The 21,496-nt window shown below is 38.7% G+C and carries 16 protein-coding genes; all 16 read right to left on the reverse strand.

Annotated features, from left to right (window positions below; genetic code table 11):
• Window positions 1-28 precede the first annotated feature (28 nt).
• The 16 genes from ACWJJX_RS14625 to ACWJJX_RS14700 all read right to left on the reverse strand — a co-directional run bounded on the left by ACWJJX_RS14625 (window position 29) and on the right by ACWJJX_RS14700 (window position 21,419).
• Window positions 29-1,969 (reverse strand): FtsX-like permease family protein, encoded by a 1,941-nt coding sequence (locus ACWJJX_RS14625; protein ID WP_015418041.1) that lies wholly within the window; start codon window positions 1,967-1,969, stop codon window positions 29-31.
• Window positions 1,966-2,721: an ABC transporter ATP-binding protein gene (locus tag ACWJJX_RS14630; RefSeq protein WP_015387828.1), complete on the reverse strand. Its 756-nt coding sequence runs from the start codon at window positions 2,719-2,721 to the stop codon at window positions 1,966-1,968. Before ACWJJX_RS14630 ends, ACWJJX_RS14625 begins: the two co-directional genes overlap by 4 nt.
• Before the next feature lie 102 nt (window positions 2,722-2,823).
• Window positions 2,824-3,828, reverse strand: coding sequence for a sensor histidine kinase (locus tag ACWJJX_RS14635; RefSeq protein WP_071391470.1), 1,005 nt, complete (start codon window positions 3,826-3,828; stop codon window positions 2,824-2,826).
• The gene (locus ACWJJX_RS14640; protein WP_014305616.1) at window positions 3,821-4,516 is read right to left on the reverse strand and encodes a response regulator transcription factor; all 696 of its coding nucleotides are present in this window, start codon (window positions 4,514-4,516) and stop codon (window positions 3,821-3,823) included. The genes ACWJJX_RS14635 and ACWJJX_RS14640 overlap by 8 nt, the downstream gene beginning before the upstream one ends.
• Before the next feature lie 63 nt (window positions 4,517-4,579).
• A complete protein-coding gene (locus ACWJJX_RS14645; RefSeq protein ID WP_003152283.1) occupies window positions 4,580-5,890 on the reverse strand; it encodes an ABC transporter permease in 1,311 nt (436 codons plus the stop codon).
• Entirely contained in the window at window positions 5,880-6,575 is a 696-nt protein-coding gene (locus ACWJJX_RS14650) for an ABC transporter ATP-binding protein (RefSeq protein WP_003152281.1), read from the reverse strand. Before ACWJJX_RS14650 ends, ACWJJX_RS14645 begins: the two co-directional genes overlap by 11 nt.
• A 15-nt stretch (window positions 6,576-6,590) precedes the next feature.
• Entirely contained in the window at window positions 6,591-7,574 is a 984-nt protein-coding gene (locus ACWJJX_RS14655; protein ID WP_454023074.1) for an ABC transporter permease, read from the reverse strand.
• 36 nt (window positions 7,575-7,610) lie between these two features.
• Entirely contained in the window at window positions 7,611-8,597 is a 987-nt protein-coding gene (locus ACWJJX_RS14660) for an ABC transporter permease (RefSeq protein WP_454023075.1), read from the reverse strand.
• Window positions 8,598-8,612: 15 nt separating this feature from the next.
• A complete protein-coding gene (locus ACWJJX_RS14665; RefSeq protein WP_454023076.1) occupies window positions 8,613-9,599 on the reverse strand; it encodes an ABC transporter permease subunit in 987 nt (328 codons plus the stop codon).
• A complete protein-coding gene (locus ACWJJX_RS14670) occupies window positions 9,593-10,471 on the reverse strand; it encodes an ABC transporter ATP-binding protein (protein ID WP_003152276.1) in 879 nt (292 codons plus the stop codon). The genes ACWJJX_RS14665 and ACWJJX_RS14670 overlap by 7 nt, the downstream gene beginning before the upstream one ends.
• On the reverse strand, window positions 10,464-10,856 hold the full coding sequence (gene ytrA, locus ACWJJX_RS14675; protein WP_003152275.1) for a GntR family transcriptional regulator YtrA: 393 nt from the start codon (window positions 10,854-10,856) through the stop codon (window positions 10,464-10,466). Before ytrA ends, ACWJJX_RS14670 begins: the two co-directional genes overlap by 8 nt.
• A gap of 346 nt (window positions 10,857-11,202) precedes the next feature.
• Window positions 11,203-11,475, reverse strand: a complete 273-nt coding sequence (locus ACWJJX_RS14680; protein ID WP_003152272.1) for a YtzC family protein — start codon at window positions 11,473-11,475, stop codon at window positions 11,203-11,205.
• Window positions 11,476-11,605: 130 nt separating this feature from the next.
• Entirely contained in the window at window positions 11,606-13,255 is a 1,650-nt protein-coding gene (locus ACWJJX_RS14685) for an AMP-binding protein (RefSeq protein WP_044053545.1), read from the reverse strand.
• Between the two features lie 6 nt (window positions 13,256-13,261).
• A complete protein-coding gene (locus ACWJJX_RS14690) occupies window positions 13,262-14,374 on the reverse strand; it encodes an ArsR/SmtB family transcription factor (RefSeq protein ID WP_454023077.1) in 1,113 nt (370 codons plus the stop codon).
• 9 nt (window positions 14,375-14,383) lie between these two features.
• The gene (locus ACWJJX_RS14695) at window positions 14,384-17,146 is read right to left on the reverse strand and encodes a beta-ketoacyl synthase N-terminal-like domain-containing protein (protein WP_454023078.1); all 2,763 of its coding nucleotides are present in this window, start codon (window positions 17,144-17,146) and stop codon (window positions 14,384-14,386) included.
• A 37-nt stretch (window positions 17,147-17,183) separates the two neighbouring features.
• The gene (locus ACWJJX_RS14700) at window positions 17,184-21,419 is read right to left on the reverse strand and encodes an amino acid adenylation domain-containing protein (RefSeq protein ID WP_454023081.1); all 4,236 of its coding nucleotides are present in this window, start codon (window positions 21,417-21,419) and stop codon (window positions 17,184-17,186) included.
• Window positions 21,420-21,496: the final 77 nt, after the last annotated feature.

Genomic DNA, 21,496 nt, shown 5'->3' on the forward strand with positions numbered 1-21,496 from the left:
CGCTTATGCGGAGGCTTCTCAACTTGTTTTACAAGGCGGATTGAATGACCTTTTTATAATACAGCACCGACAGCATGCCGAAGATGGAGTACAGCAGCGTATACAGCGCCATGACGATGATCATCGGCGTCCACACTTCCGTTCCGAATAAAAACCATCCTGATTGAACGGCAAAATAGCTGTGGAACAGCCCGAGAACGAGCGGAATTCCGAAATGATACGCCTGCTTCCGGCGGATGCCTTTCAGCAGATCTCCCGTTGTGAAGCCGAGCTTCCGCAATATCGTATAATCAGCCTTCTCATCCTCACACTCGCCCATTTGTTTAAAATAAAGGATACAGCCTGAGGTGATCAGAAAGGTTAATCCCAAAAAGCCGACAATAAACATGATCAGCCCCATGTTTTTCTTTTGCGTGTCAGCCGTTTCAAATTGTGAAAGCGCGCCGTCTGAATAGTGCTGCGCCTGAAACAGACCATCAGCTTTTTGGATGTCCTCTTCTCGTTTGAGTGTAATGCCGAAGAACCGATTTGATTTTCCCTGAATGGACGGGTCGATATCTTTCTCGATCCGGTCGAATACCTGCTGCGTGACGATAACGGTCGGCAGCCCTCCGCTTGTAAATGTATATGACAGGAGGAAGTCGTTCTTCAAGCCCTTATACGCCAGCGGTATTTTATCCGTTTTGCCGTTTATATCAATGGAACCTGACGTTTTCAGGTCGAGAAATCTTTTCATCATATCATTATATCCGGTAAACACGGCTTCTCCGTCAGAAAGCTCCGTCCCTTCTGCGTCTTTCTCGCTTATAATCGGCAGCGCCAGGCTGGACGGGTCTTGTTTAAAACTTTTCATGTCGCCGTTTATGATGTTCTTCATATTGACACCGGCTTGAATGGTCTTGATTGTTTTTACTTTGTGTTCAATTCCGTTTTTCTTCAATAAAGCGGTAAATGAGTCAGTCTCCTTTTGGTTATCAAACGCAAAGTCCGCAGCTGTATTTTGCTCAGCCGATTTTTCCGCGGAGTAGTACGAGATATAGCTTAAAGACAGTAAACCGATTGCCAGCGCCGAAAGAGTCGTAATAATCGTCAGCAGCACGGCGTTTGACTTCATCCGGAACATGATGGATGACAAAGACAGCACTTCACTGACATTCAGATACCCGCCTTTTGATTTCCGGATGAGATTTGCCAGAAAGCTGACCGAACCTTTATAAAACAGATAGGTTCCGATAATGACCGAGCCTAGAATAAACACCATTGCCGAAAACAGTTCATTCATGCTCGTAAAACTGCCTCCGAATAAATCCGCGGACACGGCATAGCCGGCGATAATGGCCGCAATACCGACAACGCCGATCAACATCTGCACCCAAGAAAGCCGTCTTATGCCGCTTTCTGACGATGACGCGGTTTTAAATAAAGACAAAATGCTTTGCCGTTTAATAAATAAGTAATTCATCATCATAATCAGCACGTAAATTGCCCCGAACACAATTAACGTCTGAACGAGCGCCTTGCTTGAAAAAAACAGTGAGACAGAGGCTTTCACACCGACTGTATGAAACAGCATCATCATACATAATTTCGAGAGGGAAAAGCCGGCAAAAATACCGATCCAAATCGATCCGAAATACAAAATGAAATTTTCTGCGCTGAGTATGCGGAAAATGTGCATTTTCGTCATTCCGATTAATCGGAATAAGCCGATTTCCCGGCCGCGCCGTTTAATAAAAATGGTGTTGGCGTATAAAAGAAATACCGAAACGATCGCCACAAGCAGTACAGAGGCGGCCCGGATTGCCGCCGCTCCTTTTATGGAACTTTTCATTTCATCAAGCGCCGGATCGTATTGCATCGTGACAAACGCGAAGTAAAGGGCAGCGCTGAACACCAGCGCAAAAACGTAAAGATAATAGTTTTTCATATTCTTTTTCAGGTTCTGGAAGATCAAATGATGAATACTCATGCCTGAACCCCGCCCAATACACTTTGCGTTTTCATAATATCCTGAAAAAAGTCCGGTCTGTCCTGGCCGCCTTTATTCAGCTGTGTATACACACGGCCGTCTTTAATGAAAACCACACGTCCGGAATAGCTGGCGGCAACCGGATCATGCGTCACCATCACAATGGTGGCGCGGCGTTTTTGATTCAGACGGCTGAGTTTATTCAATAAATCCGTGGCAGCCTTTGAATCGAGCGCTCCGGTCGGCTCATCAGCAAAAATAATGCCCGGCTCGTGAATAACAGCTCTTGCGGCAGACGTCCGCTGTTTTTGCCCGCCGGAAATTTCACTCGGATACTTATGTCTCAAATCATAGATCCCAAGCTCCTCTGCCGTCTCGGCAAATCGCAGGTCCGCCTCTTTCTTAGACATTTTCGTAATGGATAACGGCAGGAGTATGTTTTCCTTCACGGTCAGCGTGTCCAATAAATTATAATCCTGAAAAATAAAGCCGAGATGCCGTTTTCTAAATTCGGCAAGCTGTTTTTCTTTCATGGATGTAATCTCCGTCTCGTTCAGTTTAATGGTGCCCGCGCTCACTTTATCAATGGAGGAAAGCACATTCAAAAGGGTCGTTTTCCCTGATCCTGACGGGCCCATAATGCTGACGAATTCCCCTTTGTGAATCTGAAGATCAATTCCTTTCAGCACCTCTTGTTTATTCAGCTTGTTTCCGTAGCTTTTTTGGATATTGCCTGCTTCTAAAATCATCACGTTATGATTCTCCTTTTACATTGGTTATCTTTATTTTAAAAACAGAAGCCGTTTTTTTCGTTTGATTAAGCGAACAAAAGAGAAAAGCATGTGACACTTTTGTCACACGCTGAACATGCTGACGGCATCGTTCTGTTTCGGAAACACCAAGGTAAAAACCGTGCCGCTTTCCGGCTCAGAGCGCACGCTGATTTGGATGAGAAGAGGAGCCGCGGCTTTTTGAGCCAAATACAGGCCCATCCCCGTTGACGCGTGATCTCGCCTCATTCGCGTCGAGGTAAATCCTTTTTCAAAAATGCGCGGAAGATCTTTGGGCTCGATGCCGATGCCGCAGTCTTCGATATCGACATGCACACGGCCGTTTTGTTCATAGCTTTTTACGGTAATGTCATCCGCTTCACTGTATTTTACCGCATTGCTTAACAGCTGCCTGATGATGAAGGAAAGCCATTTTCCGTCACTGTGAACGTCCGGTGAATCAAGCTGAATGTCAAACCCGATCCCTTTTTGTATGCACCATGATTGCAGATTTTTAATTTCTTTGAAAACAAGCGGTCTGAGCTGAATGCGCTGGAATGATAAATCATTTTCAATAAAGGACAATCGTTTCTGATGAAGCTGCTGGTCCAGGAGATGGTGAATCCGCAGCCATTCATACAGCAAAGGGGCTTTCAGCGGCTGTTCATCAAGGCGCTCGATCATGAGATGCATCGCTGTCAACGGTGTTTTGACCTCGTGAATCCATGACATCAGATCATCCTTTTCATGCTCTGACGCCGCCTGAAGATCAAGTGAGCTTTTTCGTAATTGCTGTGTCTGCCCTTCAATGCTTTCTTCAACGATAGACTCAAACGGACTGTCAGGCGCTTTAAGATAAGACATGTCTAAATTGGCGTCCCACTCTCTTAAGCTTTTATAATAGGCTGTCTCTTTACGATAGCGGAACAAGAGAAATACAAGAAACACAAGAAGCGACAGGTAAACAAAATACAGCACCGAAAAAAACGGAATAGACGGATCAATATATGCCGCAAAAAGGAGCACAGCCTGCTGCAAAAGAAACATCGCGATCCAGCTTTTTCTTTCGAGCAGAAATGATTTAATCATAAAGACCGTCTTCTTCCTTTGCGATGTATCCCTGCCCGACCTTGGTTTCAATCATTTTCCCGATGCCTAATTGATCGAGTTTTTTCCGCAGCCGGTTGACATTCACCGTCAGCGTATTATCACTGACGAAACGCTCATCATTCCATAGGCTTCTGATGAGTTCTTCCCGGCTGACGATTTTATTTTTCTGTTCAGCCAGCAGTTTTAAGATCAGCATTTCGTTTTTGGTCAGCTCGACCGAACCGTTTTTACGGCTGACCGTGTTGGTTTCTGTGTCAATGACCGCCCCGCACCATCTTTTCATCAGCGCCGGTTCTGTGCCGTATTGGTGCACACGGCGGAACACCGCCTGTATTTTCGCGATTAACACATCAAAGTGAAAAGGCTTCTGAATAAAATCATCTGCCCCGAGCTGCATCGACATGACCATATCCGCGGGATGATCGCGCGAGGACAAAAAGAGAATCGGCACGTTTGATTGGGAGCGTATCATTCTGCACCAATGAAAGCCGTCAAATTTCGGCAGCTGTACATCAATGATCACCAAATCAGGCTTGATTTCGGTAAACTCCCGGATGACCCGGCTGAAATCCTTTATTCCATGCACCGCAAATGACCAGCCCGTTAATCTCTCTTTCATCTCGTGAAACAAAGTGTTATCATCTTCTATTAACAAAATGTGAAACATGGTATCCGCCCTTTTCTGATAGATAGAGGAAAAACCGGCTGATGTCCAGCCGGCTTTTTCCCTTTACAGTTCTCTTCTTAATGCGGTCAGAACGTTGGTTTTTGTCGCTTTGCGGGCCGGATTCATACCGGAAATCACCGCGACCCCCGCACAAATGACAACGGCGATCACAACGAGGCTGAGCGGGATATAGGAGAAGGTATAATGAAGATCTTCAGCTCCGGTGTTTCCCCCTACCGCTTTCAAGATAACCGGCACAGCCAGATTGACGGCAAAACTCACTCCGTAAGAAATGATAATCCCGATGACAGAACCTAATATCCCGATATAGGCGCTTTCCATCAGGAACATTCTGCGGATGATGGACGGGCTTGCGCCGATCGCTTTCATAATCCCGATTTCCTGCGTTCGTTCCGTCACCGCCATCGTCATCGTATTGAAAATACCGATGGCAGAAATCACGACGGCGATAAAGCCGACAAAGATCAGGCCGATTTTAAAGACGAGGAAAAAGGTGTTGACGCCCTTCAGCTCGGTTGTGACAGATCTGACATAAAAGCCGTCATCCGTGAGGTCATGGGTAAGCTGATCGACATGATCGAATTTGTCCGCATACACATTGATGCTTTTTTCCGCATTTCCATTCTTCAGATCCAAGAATGTCGAGAAGTCTTTTTTGAATTGATCACTCACAAAAATATTTGTATCCTCCATCCAATCTTGGGACGGTTTTTTTGTAATTCCGACTACTTTGAAGTCGTACGTTTTCGTTTTTTCAACGTCTCCGTCTTTGTTTGTTTTGGAGATGCTCAGCTGTATCGTTTTATTAAGCAGGTCTTTCGTATAGCCTTTTGGTTTTTTCACCTCCGACATGTCGCCTTGGTGATCCTTTAACTCTTTGTCGTAAGCGTCAGCCTCTTTTTTCGTCAATAGGTTCTTCGCAAAATCATAGCCGACCACGATTTCATTCTCTGTGCGGGCGACTCTTCCCTGATCAAGCTCCATATTGGCTTTGACTTCATCTTTCATGTTTGTCAGCACAATGGCTGAATCTTCATTTGTTCGGTTTCCCAATGACGCTTTGTTCGGTTCATACACTTGTGTTCTCTCAACGACAGACTTGACATTTTTATACTTTTCCAAGTCTGATTTCTTCACGGCTTTTCCGTTCTCTTGGCCGAGCACATTGATTTCCGTAACAATCTGCTGGCTCATGGTAATGTCTGTAATCGTTTTTTGGATGCCGAATCCGACGGAAGCCAGCACCACTAAAAACGCGCACGCCATTGTCGTCGCCAGCACCGTCATGAAAACACGCAGCCGGTTTTTCTTCATATTTCTTCTGATAAAGTGAATCTGATCCTTAAATCTCAACAGTAACGCCCCCTTTTAATACACCGTCATGCAGCTGGAATTTTGAATGCGCGATCGAAGCGACTTCATCGTCATGCGTAATGATGACAAATGTAATCCCGCGCTCCCGGTTCAGCTGCTGAATTAATGCAAGCACCTCAAGTTCCGTTTCTGAATCGAGGCTTCCCGTCGGCTCATCGGCTAAAATAATTGACGGATTTAAAATGAGGGCTCTTGCGATACTGACACGCTGCTGCTGGCCGCCTGACAGCTCATTCGGATAATGATTCGCATGATTCTCAAGTCCGACCCGTTTCAGCATATCCGCGACTTTCTGCTTGCGTTCAGACGGTTTGACGCCTTTTAAGGCAAGCGGCATTTCAACATTTTCATAGGTTGTCAGACTCGGAATGAGCTGAAAGCTTTGAAAAATAAAGCCGAAATGCCCGAGGCGGAACTGCGCCCACTCTTTTTCATTGAAACCCGTCACATCAGTGCCGTTAATGACGATACGGCCCTTTGTCGGCGCTATGTATCCCGAAATTAAATTCAGAAGCGTTGATTTTCCGGAACCGCTCCGCCCGACGATACAGGCAATTTCCCCTTTTTCAACGGTCAAAGAGACATCCTTCAGTACCGGAACCTCACTCTCTCTGCCTTTCCTGCCGATTTTAAATGAATGATCGATATGCTGTACCTCTATCACGTACACCACTCCCCCTTATATCTGTTTCGTTTTTTTATAGATGAAGTAATAACTGATGAAAAACCCGATAACCGCACCGATGAGCATGCCGAATATGTAACCGGTATACGAACCGTTATAAGCATATCCGCATACCCCCGCACTTCCCATCATACTGAGCGACATGACGAGCACTTGAATGATGCGTTCAATGTGTTTGCTCAGGATAAAATGTCCGCTTCGTTCATTCGGCATTTTCAGGAAATTCACATAGCCGAATAGATAGAAACAAAATCCCATTAATGCGGAGATGAACAATGCGTTTTTCATGTAATACATCCATGATGTATGGATGTAAGCCGCAGGCATGAAATAGATCAGAAATCCGCTCCAAGGGAAATCAATATCCGGCACAACCTGCCTGCCAAAAAGGAACTCAGCGTTTAACAGGTAAATCGTCATAACCACGATCGGAAAGACGGAAACCGTGAACGCTGTGATCAGCTGCGCCGCTAAATTGCCCGTTATCGTGCCGGCAGCTGTCACTAATGCATAAATCATCAAGCTGATGACCAGCATCCCTGCGCTGAATGATTGAAAATGATGGACAGCGTCAGGTTTAAGCGCTAGAAACAATATGTCGGATACTCCGTAAGAAACAAACTGCGAGCCGGCTAACACGGCTGCTCCCAAGAAAAACTTCGTATGAAATATCCGGCTTCTCGAATACGGAAGACTCAGTGTAAACATCCTTTCAGCCCGGCCTGCTCTTATCAGAAAAAGCCCCATAACAACCGGCGGAATGAAATGAAGCCCAATCAAATTCCGATAATTGCTGTAATCGATGCTGAATGTACAAACTGACCCCGGGTACAGCTGAAGTGCACGTAAACAATCCTTATAGTGAAAATACTCATTTATAATTGCCAAAGGGCCTAAGATAGATAAGAACCCCGCTGTAAGCAGCAGCAGCGTCTGCCGCTGCTTCCATTCTTTATAAAGCAAACCGCTAATCGGCACCTTGCCTTCCTCCAAACTGCTCATTTTCAAACGGATCTACATATGCTTTGACTTCCTGTAAACCGTAAAATAACTGATGAAAAACCCGATAACCGCGCCGAAGATAATGCCGGCTAAATAGCCGAACATCGTGTCTGTGACCCCATATCCGAAAACGCCGAAACCCATAACGGCAAACGCAATCACCAAAATCTGCACCGGACGGTCCAATTTTCTCCATAGAAAGAATCTGCCGTTCCGTTCATTCGGATGTTTCAGAAAGCTGACGTAACCGATCAGATAAAAGACAAGGCTCATCACCATCGGAATGATTAAAACCAAATCCCTTTCTCTGATCCACTCGTTAAACACATATCCAATAGGGGTTACAAATATAAAAAGACGGGATTCGATATAACTGCTGATAAAAGAAAATTGATCTCCGACACTAAAACCGAAAACGACCTCCAAATTCGCGGCCGGCAGACCGATGAGTAAAAAAGGCAGAATCGTTACGGTAAACGCCGTTAACAGCTGGGCGAATATATGTCCCGTTATTGCTCCGGATGCCATTAACAAGGCGTAAGCCATAAAACTGATGACAATCATTCCGATTGAAAAATGATCAAAATCGTACGTATGGCTCGGTTTCAGCAAAGATATCAGCAATGACGCCGCTCCATAGCCTATCGCCTGAGGAACAACAATGACTGCCCCGCCGAGCCAGAATTTAGTCTGAAAGATTTGGCCTCTGCTGTAAGGCATGCTTAACAAAGCATCCATCGTTCCCTTTGTCCGTTCCAAGCCTAATAAGAAGACGGCAATGATGACACTCACAATCCAGCTGAAGGAAAGAAGCGACCCATTCGTATAATTGACAACGAATTCACAATCTTGAAGAGCTTGGTTATTCAAACATTCTTGATATGTTGAGTAGTTGTTATAAACCAAAAAAGGGTTTGCCGCCATTAAAAGAATGCCGCTGCATATAAACAACCACTGATTTTTCTTCCATTCTGTGTACAACAATCCCTGCGGTATCATTCCGGTCCTCCTTTCTTACACATGCTTCGTTTTTTTATATATGGCAAAATAACTGACCAAAAATCCGACCGCTCCTCCGACCAGCATCCCGGCCACATACCCTGTCATCGTCTGTCCCGTCGAGTACCCCGCCAGACCAAAACCGAGAACGGCGATGATGATCACCACAATCTGAATGGGCCGGTCAAGCTGTCTCCAGAGAAAAAAATGGCCGTTCCGTTCCACCGGCTGCCTGACATAGCAAAAGTACCCGATGGCATAAAATACAATGCTCATCACTGCCGGAATGATTAATATATACTTGCTGGCAGATACCCAATCTGTATCCATGTACATGATCGGATTCAAATATTGAAAAAGATTGTATACTTTGATATAAGCATCCACTGACGGCATCAGCTCATACATGCCGGCTCCGAAGATGACTTCTACATTGGACAGCGGCAACGTAATGATCAGGTATGGTAATATCGACACGGCAAACGCCGTTAACAGCTGGGCGAACGTATTCCCCGTTAAGCAGCCTGCGCTCGCGACCAATGTAAAAGCCAAAACACTCACAATAATCTCTCCGACGCTGTAATGGTGGAAGAAATATACGCGCTCAGGCTTTAACAGAAGAATGAGCAGCTCAGCCAGCCCGTAGCCGATCACCTGAGCGCCGGTAATGACCGCCGCCCCGAGCCAAAATTTAGTGTGAAACACCTGAGCGCGGGAATAAGGCAGACTGAAAAGCGCATCAATCGTTCCTTTCGTACGCTCCAGTCCGAATAAGCAAACCGCCAAAATCACAGCGGGCGCCCAGTTTAAGTTCAGCATTCCGCTATCCAAAGAATTCACATAAAACTTACAATATGCTCCGTGGGTGTCCAGACAGCCTTGATAAACCAGATAGGTATTTAACACTTCAAATGGATTGACCGCCGCTAAAAAAATGCCGACCATCACAAGAACAGTTCGATTCTGCACCCATTCCCTGTACAGCAATCCCCTGTCTACCATCTCCGGTTCCCTCCAAACTTCGCGATGAAGACTTCTTCTAAGTTCACAGGAAGTTCGTTCCATACTTTCGGCTGCAGCTCTTGCAGAAAGTTCTTTTTCTTCTCATCGTTCTTTTGAATCAGCACCGTATAAAACACACCGGCATGGTCGAGAATCGGTATATTTTGTTCTCTGATCTTCAAGGCGACGTCCTCTTCAAATGCCATTTGGATTTTCATGTACTCTTCCTTCATATCATCCAAGTCCATCACATTCGTCAGCTGATTTCCTTCCAAAAACCCGATCCGGTTGCACATTCGCTCAATATCTTCTAAACGGTGTGAGGTAATCAGAATGCTCGTTTCCCGTTCAGCTACTTCATCCACCATAAGCTGAAGCACGTCATGACGCGTTACGGCGTCAATTCCGTCCGTCGGTTCATCCAAAAGGATAAGAGCCGGGCGTGAAGCAAAGGCAAGGACGAGCGCAAGCTGTTTTTTCAGGCCTGTGGATAATTCACGGTATTTCTTCGTTTCCGGAATGCCGTACCTGTTCATCAGCTCATTGGCGTAAGTCACATCAAAATTCGGATAGATTCTGCTTACAATCGCAACAAGCTGTTTATATGTATACTTATCATAAAAAGGATTTTCAACAGGCATATAAATGATATTCTGTTTGACTTTCGGATGACGCTTTATTTCCACCTGATTAAATAAAACCGTCCCTTGATCCGGCAGCAGAATCTGCTGAATGAGCCGGAGCAGTGTTGTTTTCCCTGATCCGTTTCGCCCGAGCAGCCCGAAAATTTCACCTTTTCCGATGGTGAGCGAAATATCTTTGAGCACTTCTTTACCGTCTATCGTTTTTGAGAGATTCCGCAATTCAATCATGATCCTTTCCTCCTTTCACATCAGCGCTGATTTCCTTTATCCATTCCTGCAGCTTCTCCAGCTCAACTCCCGCGTAATGGGCATCGATGATGAGCTGTTTCAATTGCTCTTTTATCATCGTCATCTTCCCTTCAACCAATGTCGTTTTTGCATTCTCCGATATATACGTTCCTCTTCCCCTCAGCGTTTCAATGACACCATCGCGTTCGAGCTCCTTGTACGCTTTGCTGACTGTGTTCGGATTGGCGATAATGATCGTTGCCAATTCCCTGACAGAAGGAAGTTTATCCCCCGGCTTCATGATCCCTTTTAAACAAAGCTCTTTCAATTGCTGTATGATCTGCTCATAAATCGGAGTTGAGCTTCTCGGATCGATTTGAATCATTTACTTCCCTTCTTTCTTTTACGAGCTGCTCTCTTTCTTTAAATGTTCTGCCATTGAAAACCGATGACGACAAGAACGACAAACAGACTGCTGGCTAAAACCGAGGCGGCGATAATAAGAGGCACATCTTGTTTTACGGATCTTTTGTTTTTCATGAAAGTTCCCCTTCCCTATGCTTAACATTTATATGTCGATTCATTTTTCGAGTGTTTTATGTGTATTACATCAAGTAGTACACGTAATACAATAAACACACTCAGGCCTATTGTCAATTCTTTTTTAAAAGAAATACAAAAAAACCCGCCGGGATTCCGGCAGGTTTGCTGAACCATTTGAAACGGCGCGGTCAGTAATCAAAATTACGCTGCAAAATCATGTTGTTTTGCAAGGTCTGCAGCTGCAATCTCATTCGGTAAAGCTGCTCTCTTTGCTGATCATTCGCAGATAATGACAGCTTGTTTAATTCATTCACCGCGTTTTCAAGCATCATTTGCGCTTCACTGTACTCATTATCATTATAATGCTCTTGTTTTGAAGCGGTCATAAATTGCTCATTCGCAAATTCATACGCCTGTTCGCTTCTTTGGAGATGTTCATCTACTGATTGTCTTGTTGCCATTAAACAGTCCTCCTATTGATAATGTCATATCAATAGTATTTCTTATTCCAAATAAATTCTCACAAGAAATATCAGGTAATTCATTCACAAGACAGAGATGGCATAAAATACGATTAAATGTAAAACTTAATCAAGACAGAATGAAGTCTTTATAAAAATCCTTCATTTTAGAACGCTGTACTTTACCGCTTGTAGTTTTAAAAATTTTTCTAACAGGTATAACTTGATGTACATTTAAACCTAATTGTTTTGTTAATTCTTTTTTCAATTCCTTCTCTGTCGTTGTAATATCGTAACTTTTTTTACATTTCAGAAATATCACAAGGTCTTCTTCCGCTTCCTGTTCATTAGTGACCCCGCATGCCACAACATTTCCTAATTCAACATCCTTTACATTCTCTGCTAACCTCTCTATGTCATGTGCATAATAATTTTGGCCATTCTTTATAATGATATCCTTTGTCCTTCCAGTAATAACCAGACTGTTATTATGTATAAAGCCAAGGTCTCCTGTATCTAACCAGCCATCTGAAGTTATAGCATCTTTAGTAGCAGTTTCATTGTTGTAATAACCAGACGTTACGTTTTCCCCTTTTATTTGCACATGACCTATAAAATCATCTTCCAGAACTTCATTATTAGAATCACATATACGGATAGAACAATGACGAACAGCAGGTCCGACTTCAACAAAAGTTACTCCCTTTTTTTCTTCGACTGTTTCTAGAATTTTATGACCTACTTCTAAAGCTCTCCTATCAAGGGTTACAGGAACAAAAGGGTTTCCTAATTTCGGCACACTAACAGCAACTGTAGCCTCAGCTAAACCATATACAGTATTTAGGGTTTCATATTTTAATCCGAATTGTTTCATTTCCTCTAAAAATCTCTGGCACAAAGAAGTAGAAATTGGTTCTGCTCCATTAGCTAATAATCTAACACAAGTTAAATCCCAGTTATAGATTTGATTTTTTTTGTAGTTATCCAACAAAAACTTATATCCAAAGTTAGGAGAGTATAATTGTGTAACACGGTGTTGATGTGTTTTCAATAACCACAAAGTCGGTCTTCGGATAAAAACGGAGGTTGGAATTATATATTGTTGAATTTTTTTATACGTTGATGCTAAGTGAATAGCAATGAGGCCCATATCATGAGTTAAAGGCATCCAGCTTAGTGAGGAATCGGATTCCGATGTCTCCCAAGCCTCATTTAATGCTGATATATTGGTAATAAGATTTTTATGTGTTAATATTACACCTTTTGGATTTCCAGTTGTACCAGAAGAGAATTGAATAAAAGCAATTTCTTCTGGTTTTGGGGAAATTAATTCACCCACTTCATTAGAATTCTTAATTTCATCTAAATAAATTGAGCGTTTTACAATTGATGAATAAGTTTCTGCATCCGCAACTTTCTCAAATGAATGTAATGTTCTTTGATCAGAAATACAATAAGGATTATTAAGAATACTCCATATACGAAGTATTTTTTGTTTATGCTCTTCATTATACCCTACACTTAAAGGAATAGGTATGATTCCACCTAATATGCACGCCCAAAAAACTTTAATAAATTGTTCATTATCCTCAATTTGTATAATTAGTTCATCTTTCTTTTTCAAACCCTTTTTTTGTAAAATTCCTAGTACTTTTCTGGATTTTTCAAATATTTGAGCATAAGAAATATATACTTCATTATCGGATCCATTTATAAATGTTATTCCTTTATCATCTCGATTTTCAGCATCAACTATAAAATCATAAACTGTTTTATACACTTAATTTTACTCCTCTTTCTCTAAAATTAAAGCAGATTTAAATTTCCCTAATAATCCATTCAGAAGAGAATGAAATTTAGAAGAATTAAGATAATAGTATGTTTTATTTTGATTTCTCGTACTTTCAACTAAACCTTGCAATGTCAAAATTCTCATATGGTGTGAAATCGTTGCGTTGGTTAAATTTAGCTGTTCAGCAATCTCATTAGCATACATTTTTTTATGACTAAGTAAGATTAATATCTTGAACTTACTTTTATCCGATAAAAGCTTCAAAAAATCAATGATGTGATTAATCTCTGCTTTCTCTAATGTATTTTCAAATATTTTATCAACTTTATAACCCAGTCCAACATAAATGTTATCTTCACTTTTCGTAATAGTTGCAGTGCAAGGTAAAAGTGTTGGATATATATTAATATAATTACAAGATAAGTATTCCTTACCTTTTAACGTACTGATTATCTTTTTTGGAAAATCTATATTTATGTTTTTTAATTGATTCATCCACTCATCTCTGAATTTAATTAAATTATAAATCGCCTCGTTAAGATAACCATTCACCAACATTAATTTATTGCAAAATTGATCTACATAAGTTTTAGGAGATTTCATTACCTTAAATATGGTCCACTTGTATTCGGGCTTTATATTTAGATTATTAAGTAGCTCAAATAAACTTTCCCTATCATTTAAATACTGTTGGGTAGATGTTTCGGTTTTAAGATCTCTTTGTAAATAAATTAGAGACTCTAAAATATTTTTTCTTATCTCTTCTTCTGTAACTGCAGACAAATAATCAATAATTTCAAAAAAATCTTTCGTGTAAATTTGTGGTATTTTAAAAAATGTTGTGGCTAAACAAAAAATATTTGCATTCCTAACATCTTTGTAGTCGCAAAAGCTGCCAAAATAAAAATTTAAAAACTCACTATCTAACTCTTTTATTCTTTTAAGATCATCTAATAATACAAAATATTCATTATCTAAGTTTATACCCATTTTAATGCTATAATCTTTGAAGAATCCTTCGTGTTTTAAGAAAAGCAGAGAAGAAATCTTATCAAAAAAATCCGAAACACTGTCACTAATCACCAACTTCACATCTGAACACCTCATAAAATAAAATTAAAAATCATAAATTCTTTTTTTTACAAATGAAATTGTTGAAATATCTTCATGACCAGGGCATATGATAGTATTATCTTCAGTATTATTAATTAAATAAGAAATGGATTTCTTTAAATAATCTTCATTTCCTGTTTTTTTATCGGGTTTTGCTTTTTTATCTTTAAAAATAGTATCACCTGTAAATAAAAGTTTGTCATAAAGCACGCATACGCTACCTGTTGTATGCCCCGGACTGAGAATGATCTTGAGGCTAATATCTCCAATGTTTAAAACTGTATATTTATCTTTAATTAGGATATCATCGCTTTCAAACTTAAAACTCTTCCCAAGAAGGGCAAGTCCATTATTTATGATATCTCTCGCAAAATTTATTTCTCTTTCATGAATTATGAAATTGCAATTGAGTTTTTCTTTTATTTCATTTGCAGAATAAGTATGATCAAAGTGAGCATGTGTAAGAACAATATAATCTATTCGATTTAATTTCAATCTTTCACAGAACTCTGTTAAATATTCTAAACTAACTCCAGAATCAATAAGGATACTCTTATGACGATTACAAATTAAATACGTGTTTGAATTATTTATTCCATTCGAGAATTTATAAACTTTACAATTATTCTTTTCAAAAATTAATTCATCTGTTTCATTATTTTTTTGTGATGCTTCATTAACGTAATCTAGAATTTCATTTAATGTTTCTTTTTCTATAAACACTTCTAATGAAATATTGGGTATTTTCGACTCTATTTCATGATACATACTAACCAAGCTCAAGGAATCTCCACCTACTTGGTAAATATCTTGAGAAAAGTCTATTTTATTTAGGCCAAATAGTTTTGCCCATGTTTCAACTACAATTTTTTCTTGTTCATTTAAAATAACATCGTCATTTAAGACAAAGTCTATTTTTTCTTCACTATACCAGCACCGAGTTCTCTTAAAGGTGAAAACAGGCAATGAAACAACTTGATTATGTTCTTTATAATACATGTCCCAATTTATTTCACCGCCCATAATATACCTTCTGCAAATTTGCCTTAAATCGTCTTGAGACTCATCTCCTAAAGACAATTCTTTTACATTAGAGGTTATATCACTAACGTTAAAATAAATTTCACTATCTTTAATAATTTTATTTCCTTGTTGAATCTTATTTAATGCTTCTTTTAATTTTTCTAATAAATCTTCCTTACATGATGCTATTATAGCCACTCTATTTGCTAAATGATCTCTTCTGCAATTCAATGTATATCCAATATCACTTAGTAGCATCAGATTCTCTTCAAGAAGAAAATTATATAAATCACTTAATAGAAAAGTTAAAGTATCCACATCGTTTGCAGAAAATGTGAATATTTGAGGCTCTAAACAATCCTCATTATTTGGAATATTTCTCTTTTTGTTGTAATTAGAAATAATCATATGGCAATTAGTGCCGCTCATACCAAATGAACTTATACATCCTAACAGCAATTCTTTTTTATGCAACTCTACTTTCTCAGTATTAATAAACACAGGTGAGTTACTAAAATCTATATTTTTATTAGGAGTATTATAATTTATCGTTGGTGGAAACATTTGATTTTTTAAAGCAAGCACGCTTTTTAATAATCCAGCAGCTCCGGACGCACTTAATAAATGACCTATATTATTTTTTACAGACCCCATAGGCAAATAATTTTTTTTGTTAATTTCGGAGAAAGCACGATTGATTGCTTCTATCTCTATTACATCTCCAATTGCAGTTCCTGTTCCATGCCCTTCTATAAACGAAATATCATTGATATCTATATTGGACTTGTTAATATTTTCTGAAATAAGGTTTTCCTGTCCTTCAATACTTGGAGTAGCAACCCCAAAAGAAAACCCTTGATTACTAACACTACTTCCTTCTATCACAGAATAAATGTTATCATTATCTCTTAAAGCACTGAATAAAGGTTTTAAAATAAATGTAATAATACCTTCTCCAAATCCTGTCCCATCTGAGTCATTGTCATAAGCCCTCGTTCTAAAAGTACTCGATTCAATACCGAGTCTTACTTCATGCTGAAGAGGAATAAGATTTAAGTTACATCCCCCTGCAATAGCCATCTCACATTCATTATGAATTATAGCTTTACATGCTTCGTGAACTGCTACAAGAGAGGAGGAACAAGAAGTATCTAGAGTCATACTAGGTCCTTTTAAATCCAAATAATAAGAAACCCGACTAGCAATCATTGAAGGAAGGTTATTAACAATACTTATAGGATTTCGAATAGATGAATCATATATAACCTTATCATAATTATATATTGAATCACTATTACTGCTACCAACGTATACACCAATATTACTTCCGTTAACTTTTTTTTCTGGGTATCCTGCATCCAATAATGCATGAATACTTGACTCTAGAAATAATCTTTGACGAGGGTCCATCAAAGATGCTTCTTGATAAGGAATATTAAAATATTTGTAATCAAATTTATCCACATCGTTTACAAAAGCCATTTGCTGATAGTTTATTTTTTTCGTATCTATTCCTTTATTTTCAAAAAAATAATCGCAATCCTTTTTTCTCTGGCTGTCTATTTCTCCAATACAATCAACTTTATTTACTAAATTATACCAAAAATCTCTGAAGTTATTGGATTTAGGTAATCTCGAGCTTATACCAATTATAGCGACTTTGGTTTCTATTTCTTTTTTAGTGAACTTAATTTCGTTTTTATCTAGTTGTTCAAAAACATTAAACATAAAAACATCACTCACCTTTTTAGAGCACCTAAAAAAGGTGCCCTTTCTACTTTTATATTAAATCAGAAATAATATTTATATAAGTATTAAAAAACTTTTCTACTGATATTTCCCGCAGTTTATTATTTTTAAATATTAATTCGAGATTTACATTCTTATCATTAACTAAATAAGTAAATATAAATTCATAAGATTCGCTAATATTATTTTTGACTTTTTGTTTATCTATTATCAAAACATTAATATGAGCATTATCTCTCTCAAAACCCAGGTTGCTACGTAAAGTTATTTTGGATACTATCTTTCTTTTTATATTATTCTCCTCTATGTTTTTTATAAACTCGGTTAAATCACTATACTCTTCTATATTTATTTTTTCCAAATCTATATTACTCGTTTTTAAAATGGATACATAATATTCATCGTTTTCTATAAAGTTACTAAATAAATATAAAAATGTATTTATTACTTTGTTATTTACTTCTTCTAAGCCGTTTTTAACCTTAATGTCCAACTGTTTTTCTAAAATTATAGTCTTTTCATTTTTATTATCTTTTCTGTTAGCAAGAATTTTGGGAGGTAATTTTACTGATTTTAATTTTAAATTCTTATTCTCCTCTTTCATATCACTAATAAAATGTGATAATTCACTAATTTTTTGATACTTGAATAAATCAACTATATTCAAATCTGAATATTTTTTTTCTATTTTAGTGTATACATTTGAAAGTGAAATTGAATTACCGCCTAATTCAAAAAAGTTGTCATCTATGCTGATTTCATCTGTTTTCAGAACGCTTTTCCAGATATCAACTAAATCTCTCTCAATTTCTGTTCGAGGCTCTTTGATTTTCCTTCCAATCGATGCTTGATCTGTAACGTCTANAGCCAGCAGTTTTTTACGATCAACTTTTCCGTTACTTGTTAAAGGAACTTCTTCAATCTGTACGATATAGCTAGGTATCATATATTCCGGCACTTTCAGGCTTAAAAACTCTTTCAGATCAGTTGGCGGTAAGGATTGGTGCCCCGCTACGAACGCATATAACACATCTTGATTTCTGGCATCCTTTTGATTAACGACTACCGCGTTTCTCACCTGTCGGTGCTCTAATATTACACTTTCTATTTCACCTAACTCCACGCGATATCCACGAACTTTAATCTGATGATCTTTCCGTCCCAAAAACTCAATATAACCCTCTTGCGTCAAGACCCCCATATCCCCCGTACGGTAAATTCTTCCGAAATCTGGGTGATCAATAAATGAAGCTTCAGTTTTTTCTTTATCATTTAAATAGCCTTCTGCTACGCCTTTTCCTCCTATGTAAAGTTCACCTTTAACTCCGATTGGACAAGGATCATTTTCATAGTTTAAAACATAGTAAGTTTGATTTGATAATGGATAACCGTAAGGAATGCTGGTCCATTCAGCCTTGACTGTTTTAATTGGATAATAAATCGACCAAATTGACGCTTCAGTAGCCCCGCCTAAGCTTATGACTTCACTTTCAACGAAGTGATCCTTAATCCTCTCAGGAAGATGAACAGGTATCCAATCCCCGCTTAATAATACCAGTCTTAATTCAGGAAGCTCGTCATAGTTAATAACTCCAGCATTAGATTTGTTTTCTGTTTCATCCATGTAGTTTACTAACATTTCCATGATCATGGGAACGGAGTTCCAGACTGTAATTTTTTCCTCTTTTACGATGTCATGAATCTTTTTAATATCTCTCTGATCTTCGATCATTACTAATGTTGCTCCTGCAGAAAAAGCACCAAAAATATCATATATTGATAAATCAAAGGACATAGATGATAATCCGATAAACCGGTCTGTTTCATTCACACTGTATTTTTCATTGATGTCTAATATTGTATTAGTTACTGCTTCATTCTTTATGATTACACCTTTAGGTTTTCCCGTACTTCCTGAAGTGTATATCGCATAAGCTATTTGTTCCGGCACTGCCACACTTTCTCTTTTAGACTCTTTATAGCTTGCCACAATAGTTTTTGCCAGTTCAGCTGTTAATACAACTTTACAATTTCCATCTTTCGCAATATATGTTTGTCTTTCTTTTGGGAATTCCGGATTAATTGGGATATAGGCAGCTCCAATTTTTAACACTGCGAGGATACTGGCGATTGTCTCGATCTCACGATCAACAATAACCCCAACATACTCATTTGGCTGAATTCCCTTCTCTTCCAAAAAACTAGATATGCGGTTGGACATGACCTGTAACTCTTGATAGGTAACTGCTCTTCCTTGACACTCAATCGCAACATTCTCAGGTGTTTTTACTGTTTGTCTGGCAAACAAGTGATATAAAGTATCCGGCTTGATGGCCTTCTCAGTTTGATTATAATCAGTAATTGCTTGTTCCAGTGCTGTGTCTTCAGAAGACATCATCTCACCGGACGTTAATTGGTCAATAATGTGGGTATATTCCTCAAACATTGACTCAATTACGTCATTTTCAAAAGCCTCTGAAACATAGTCCCAGCTAAGCATGACTCCATCATTGAGTTCTATCACTTGATGATCCAGATAAACTTGTGATGTCTGACTGACTGCCATTTTTAACTCACCAATATTTAATAGATCATTATTATTAAGATTAAACATGTTTCCAAATAACATACTGGTGAACACTACTGGCATTGTCGCACTTTTGTGATTTAGATTATTATATTTAGCATATTCTCTTATAAATTCAACTCCATCATAGTCTCTATGTTCAAGTGCTTCCATGAAAGTAACCTGAACCTTTTTTGCCTCCTCCCAAAAGTTCATTTTTTTCTCAAAACTCGCTTTTAACATAATCAGCGATGTAAAATCACCTATTATATCATTAACTTGTTTATGGAAAGGCTGTCTATTAAATACTGTTGTATTTACCGCTAAGTTTTGTTGGTTACTCCACTTCGACAACACTTTTGCGTAGGCTGTAAATAATATTATTGCAGGTGTAATATTATAGCTTGCAGCTTTTTTACAAAGTGTTTCCCATAGAGGCTTGTCAATTATTTTAGATTTTCTATTGAAAGTTGGCTTGCTTATTGCATCTAATCTTTCTTTTAATGGCACCGCAGGTGCTTTTGGAAAACCTTCGAGCTGACTTAACCAATAGGCTTTATCATTTTCATATTTGTGAGTGGTCTTGACTTTTTGGTATGCTAACATATAATCTCTATAGCTTATTTCCAATGGCACCATTTCATCTTTTCCATTATAAAATTCAGATATCTGTTTAAATAAAAGCTGGATACTGGCACCATCAGCTATTAACATATCGATACCGAAAAATAATCTATGTTTATCCCCTTGAATTTTCAAGGCTTTGAATTCAAATAAAGGCCACTCATTTGGATTAAAGATACGATGTGATGTTCTGTCTCTTTCTTCTACTATTTTCTTCTCTTGTTCTATATCACTTAATTGACTAATATCCTGTACAGATATTTCATACTGAGGGACTTGTTGAAGAATCTTTTGCCTTCCATTCGGAAGAACGACCGCACGCAGCATGTCTTGATAATCTATTACTTTTTGTAAACTTTTGTTGAGTTTTTCAATGTTCAGCTCAGTCTCAATTTCTAAATAAGCATGCGTGGAAGTGCCACCAAGTTCAAATTGTTTATCTCTCCCCATAAGATAAGCCATTTGAACGTTAGTTAAATCGAATTCTGTATTTTTATTCTTAATATCAGCTTGGATTTCCATCACATTACTATTTGTTTTACTTTTTCTTTCAGAAACACTGATTACTTTTGCTAGTTTCTCAATGGTACTGTTGGATATAAAATTTTTAAAATCTAATTTAATAAATAAACGATCCTCAATAGCAGTAATTAAATTAATGATCAATATGGAATTGCCGCCTAATTCAAAAAAGTTGTCATCTATGCTGATCTCATCTGTTTTCAGAACGCTTTTCCAGATATCAACTAAGTCTCTCTCAATTTCTGTTCGAGGCTCTTTGATTTTCCTTCCAATCGATGCTTGATCTGTAACGTCTAAAGCCAGCAGTTTTTTACGATCAACTTTTCCGTTACTTGTTAAAGGAACTTCTTCAATCTGTACGATATAGCTAGGTATCATATATTCCGGCACTTTCAGGCTTAAAAACTCTTTCAGATCAGTTGGCGGTAAGGATTGGTGCCCCGCTACGTACGCATATAACACATCTTGATTTCTGGCATCCTTTTGATTAATGACTACCGCGTTTCTCACCTGTCGGTGCTCTAATATTACACTTTCTATTTCACCTAACTCCACGCGATATCCACGAACTTTAATCTGATGATCTTTCCGTCCCAAAAACTCAATATAACCCTCTTGCGTCAAGACCCCCA

The sequence above is a fragment of the Bacillus sp. YH3-2-B2 genome, assembly GCF_053663335.1.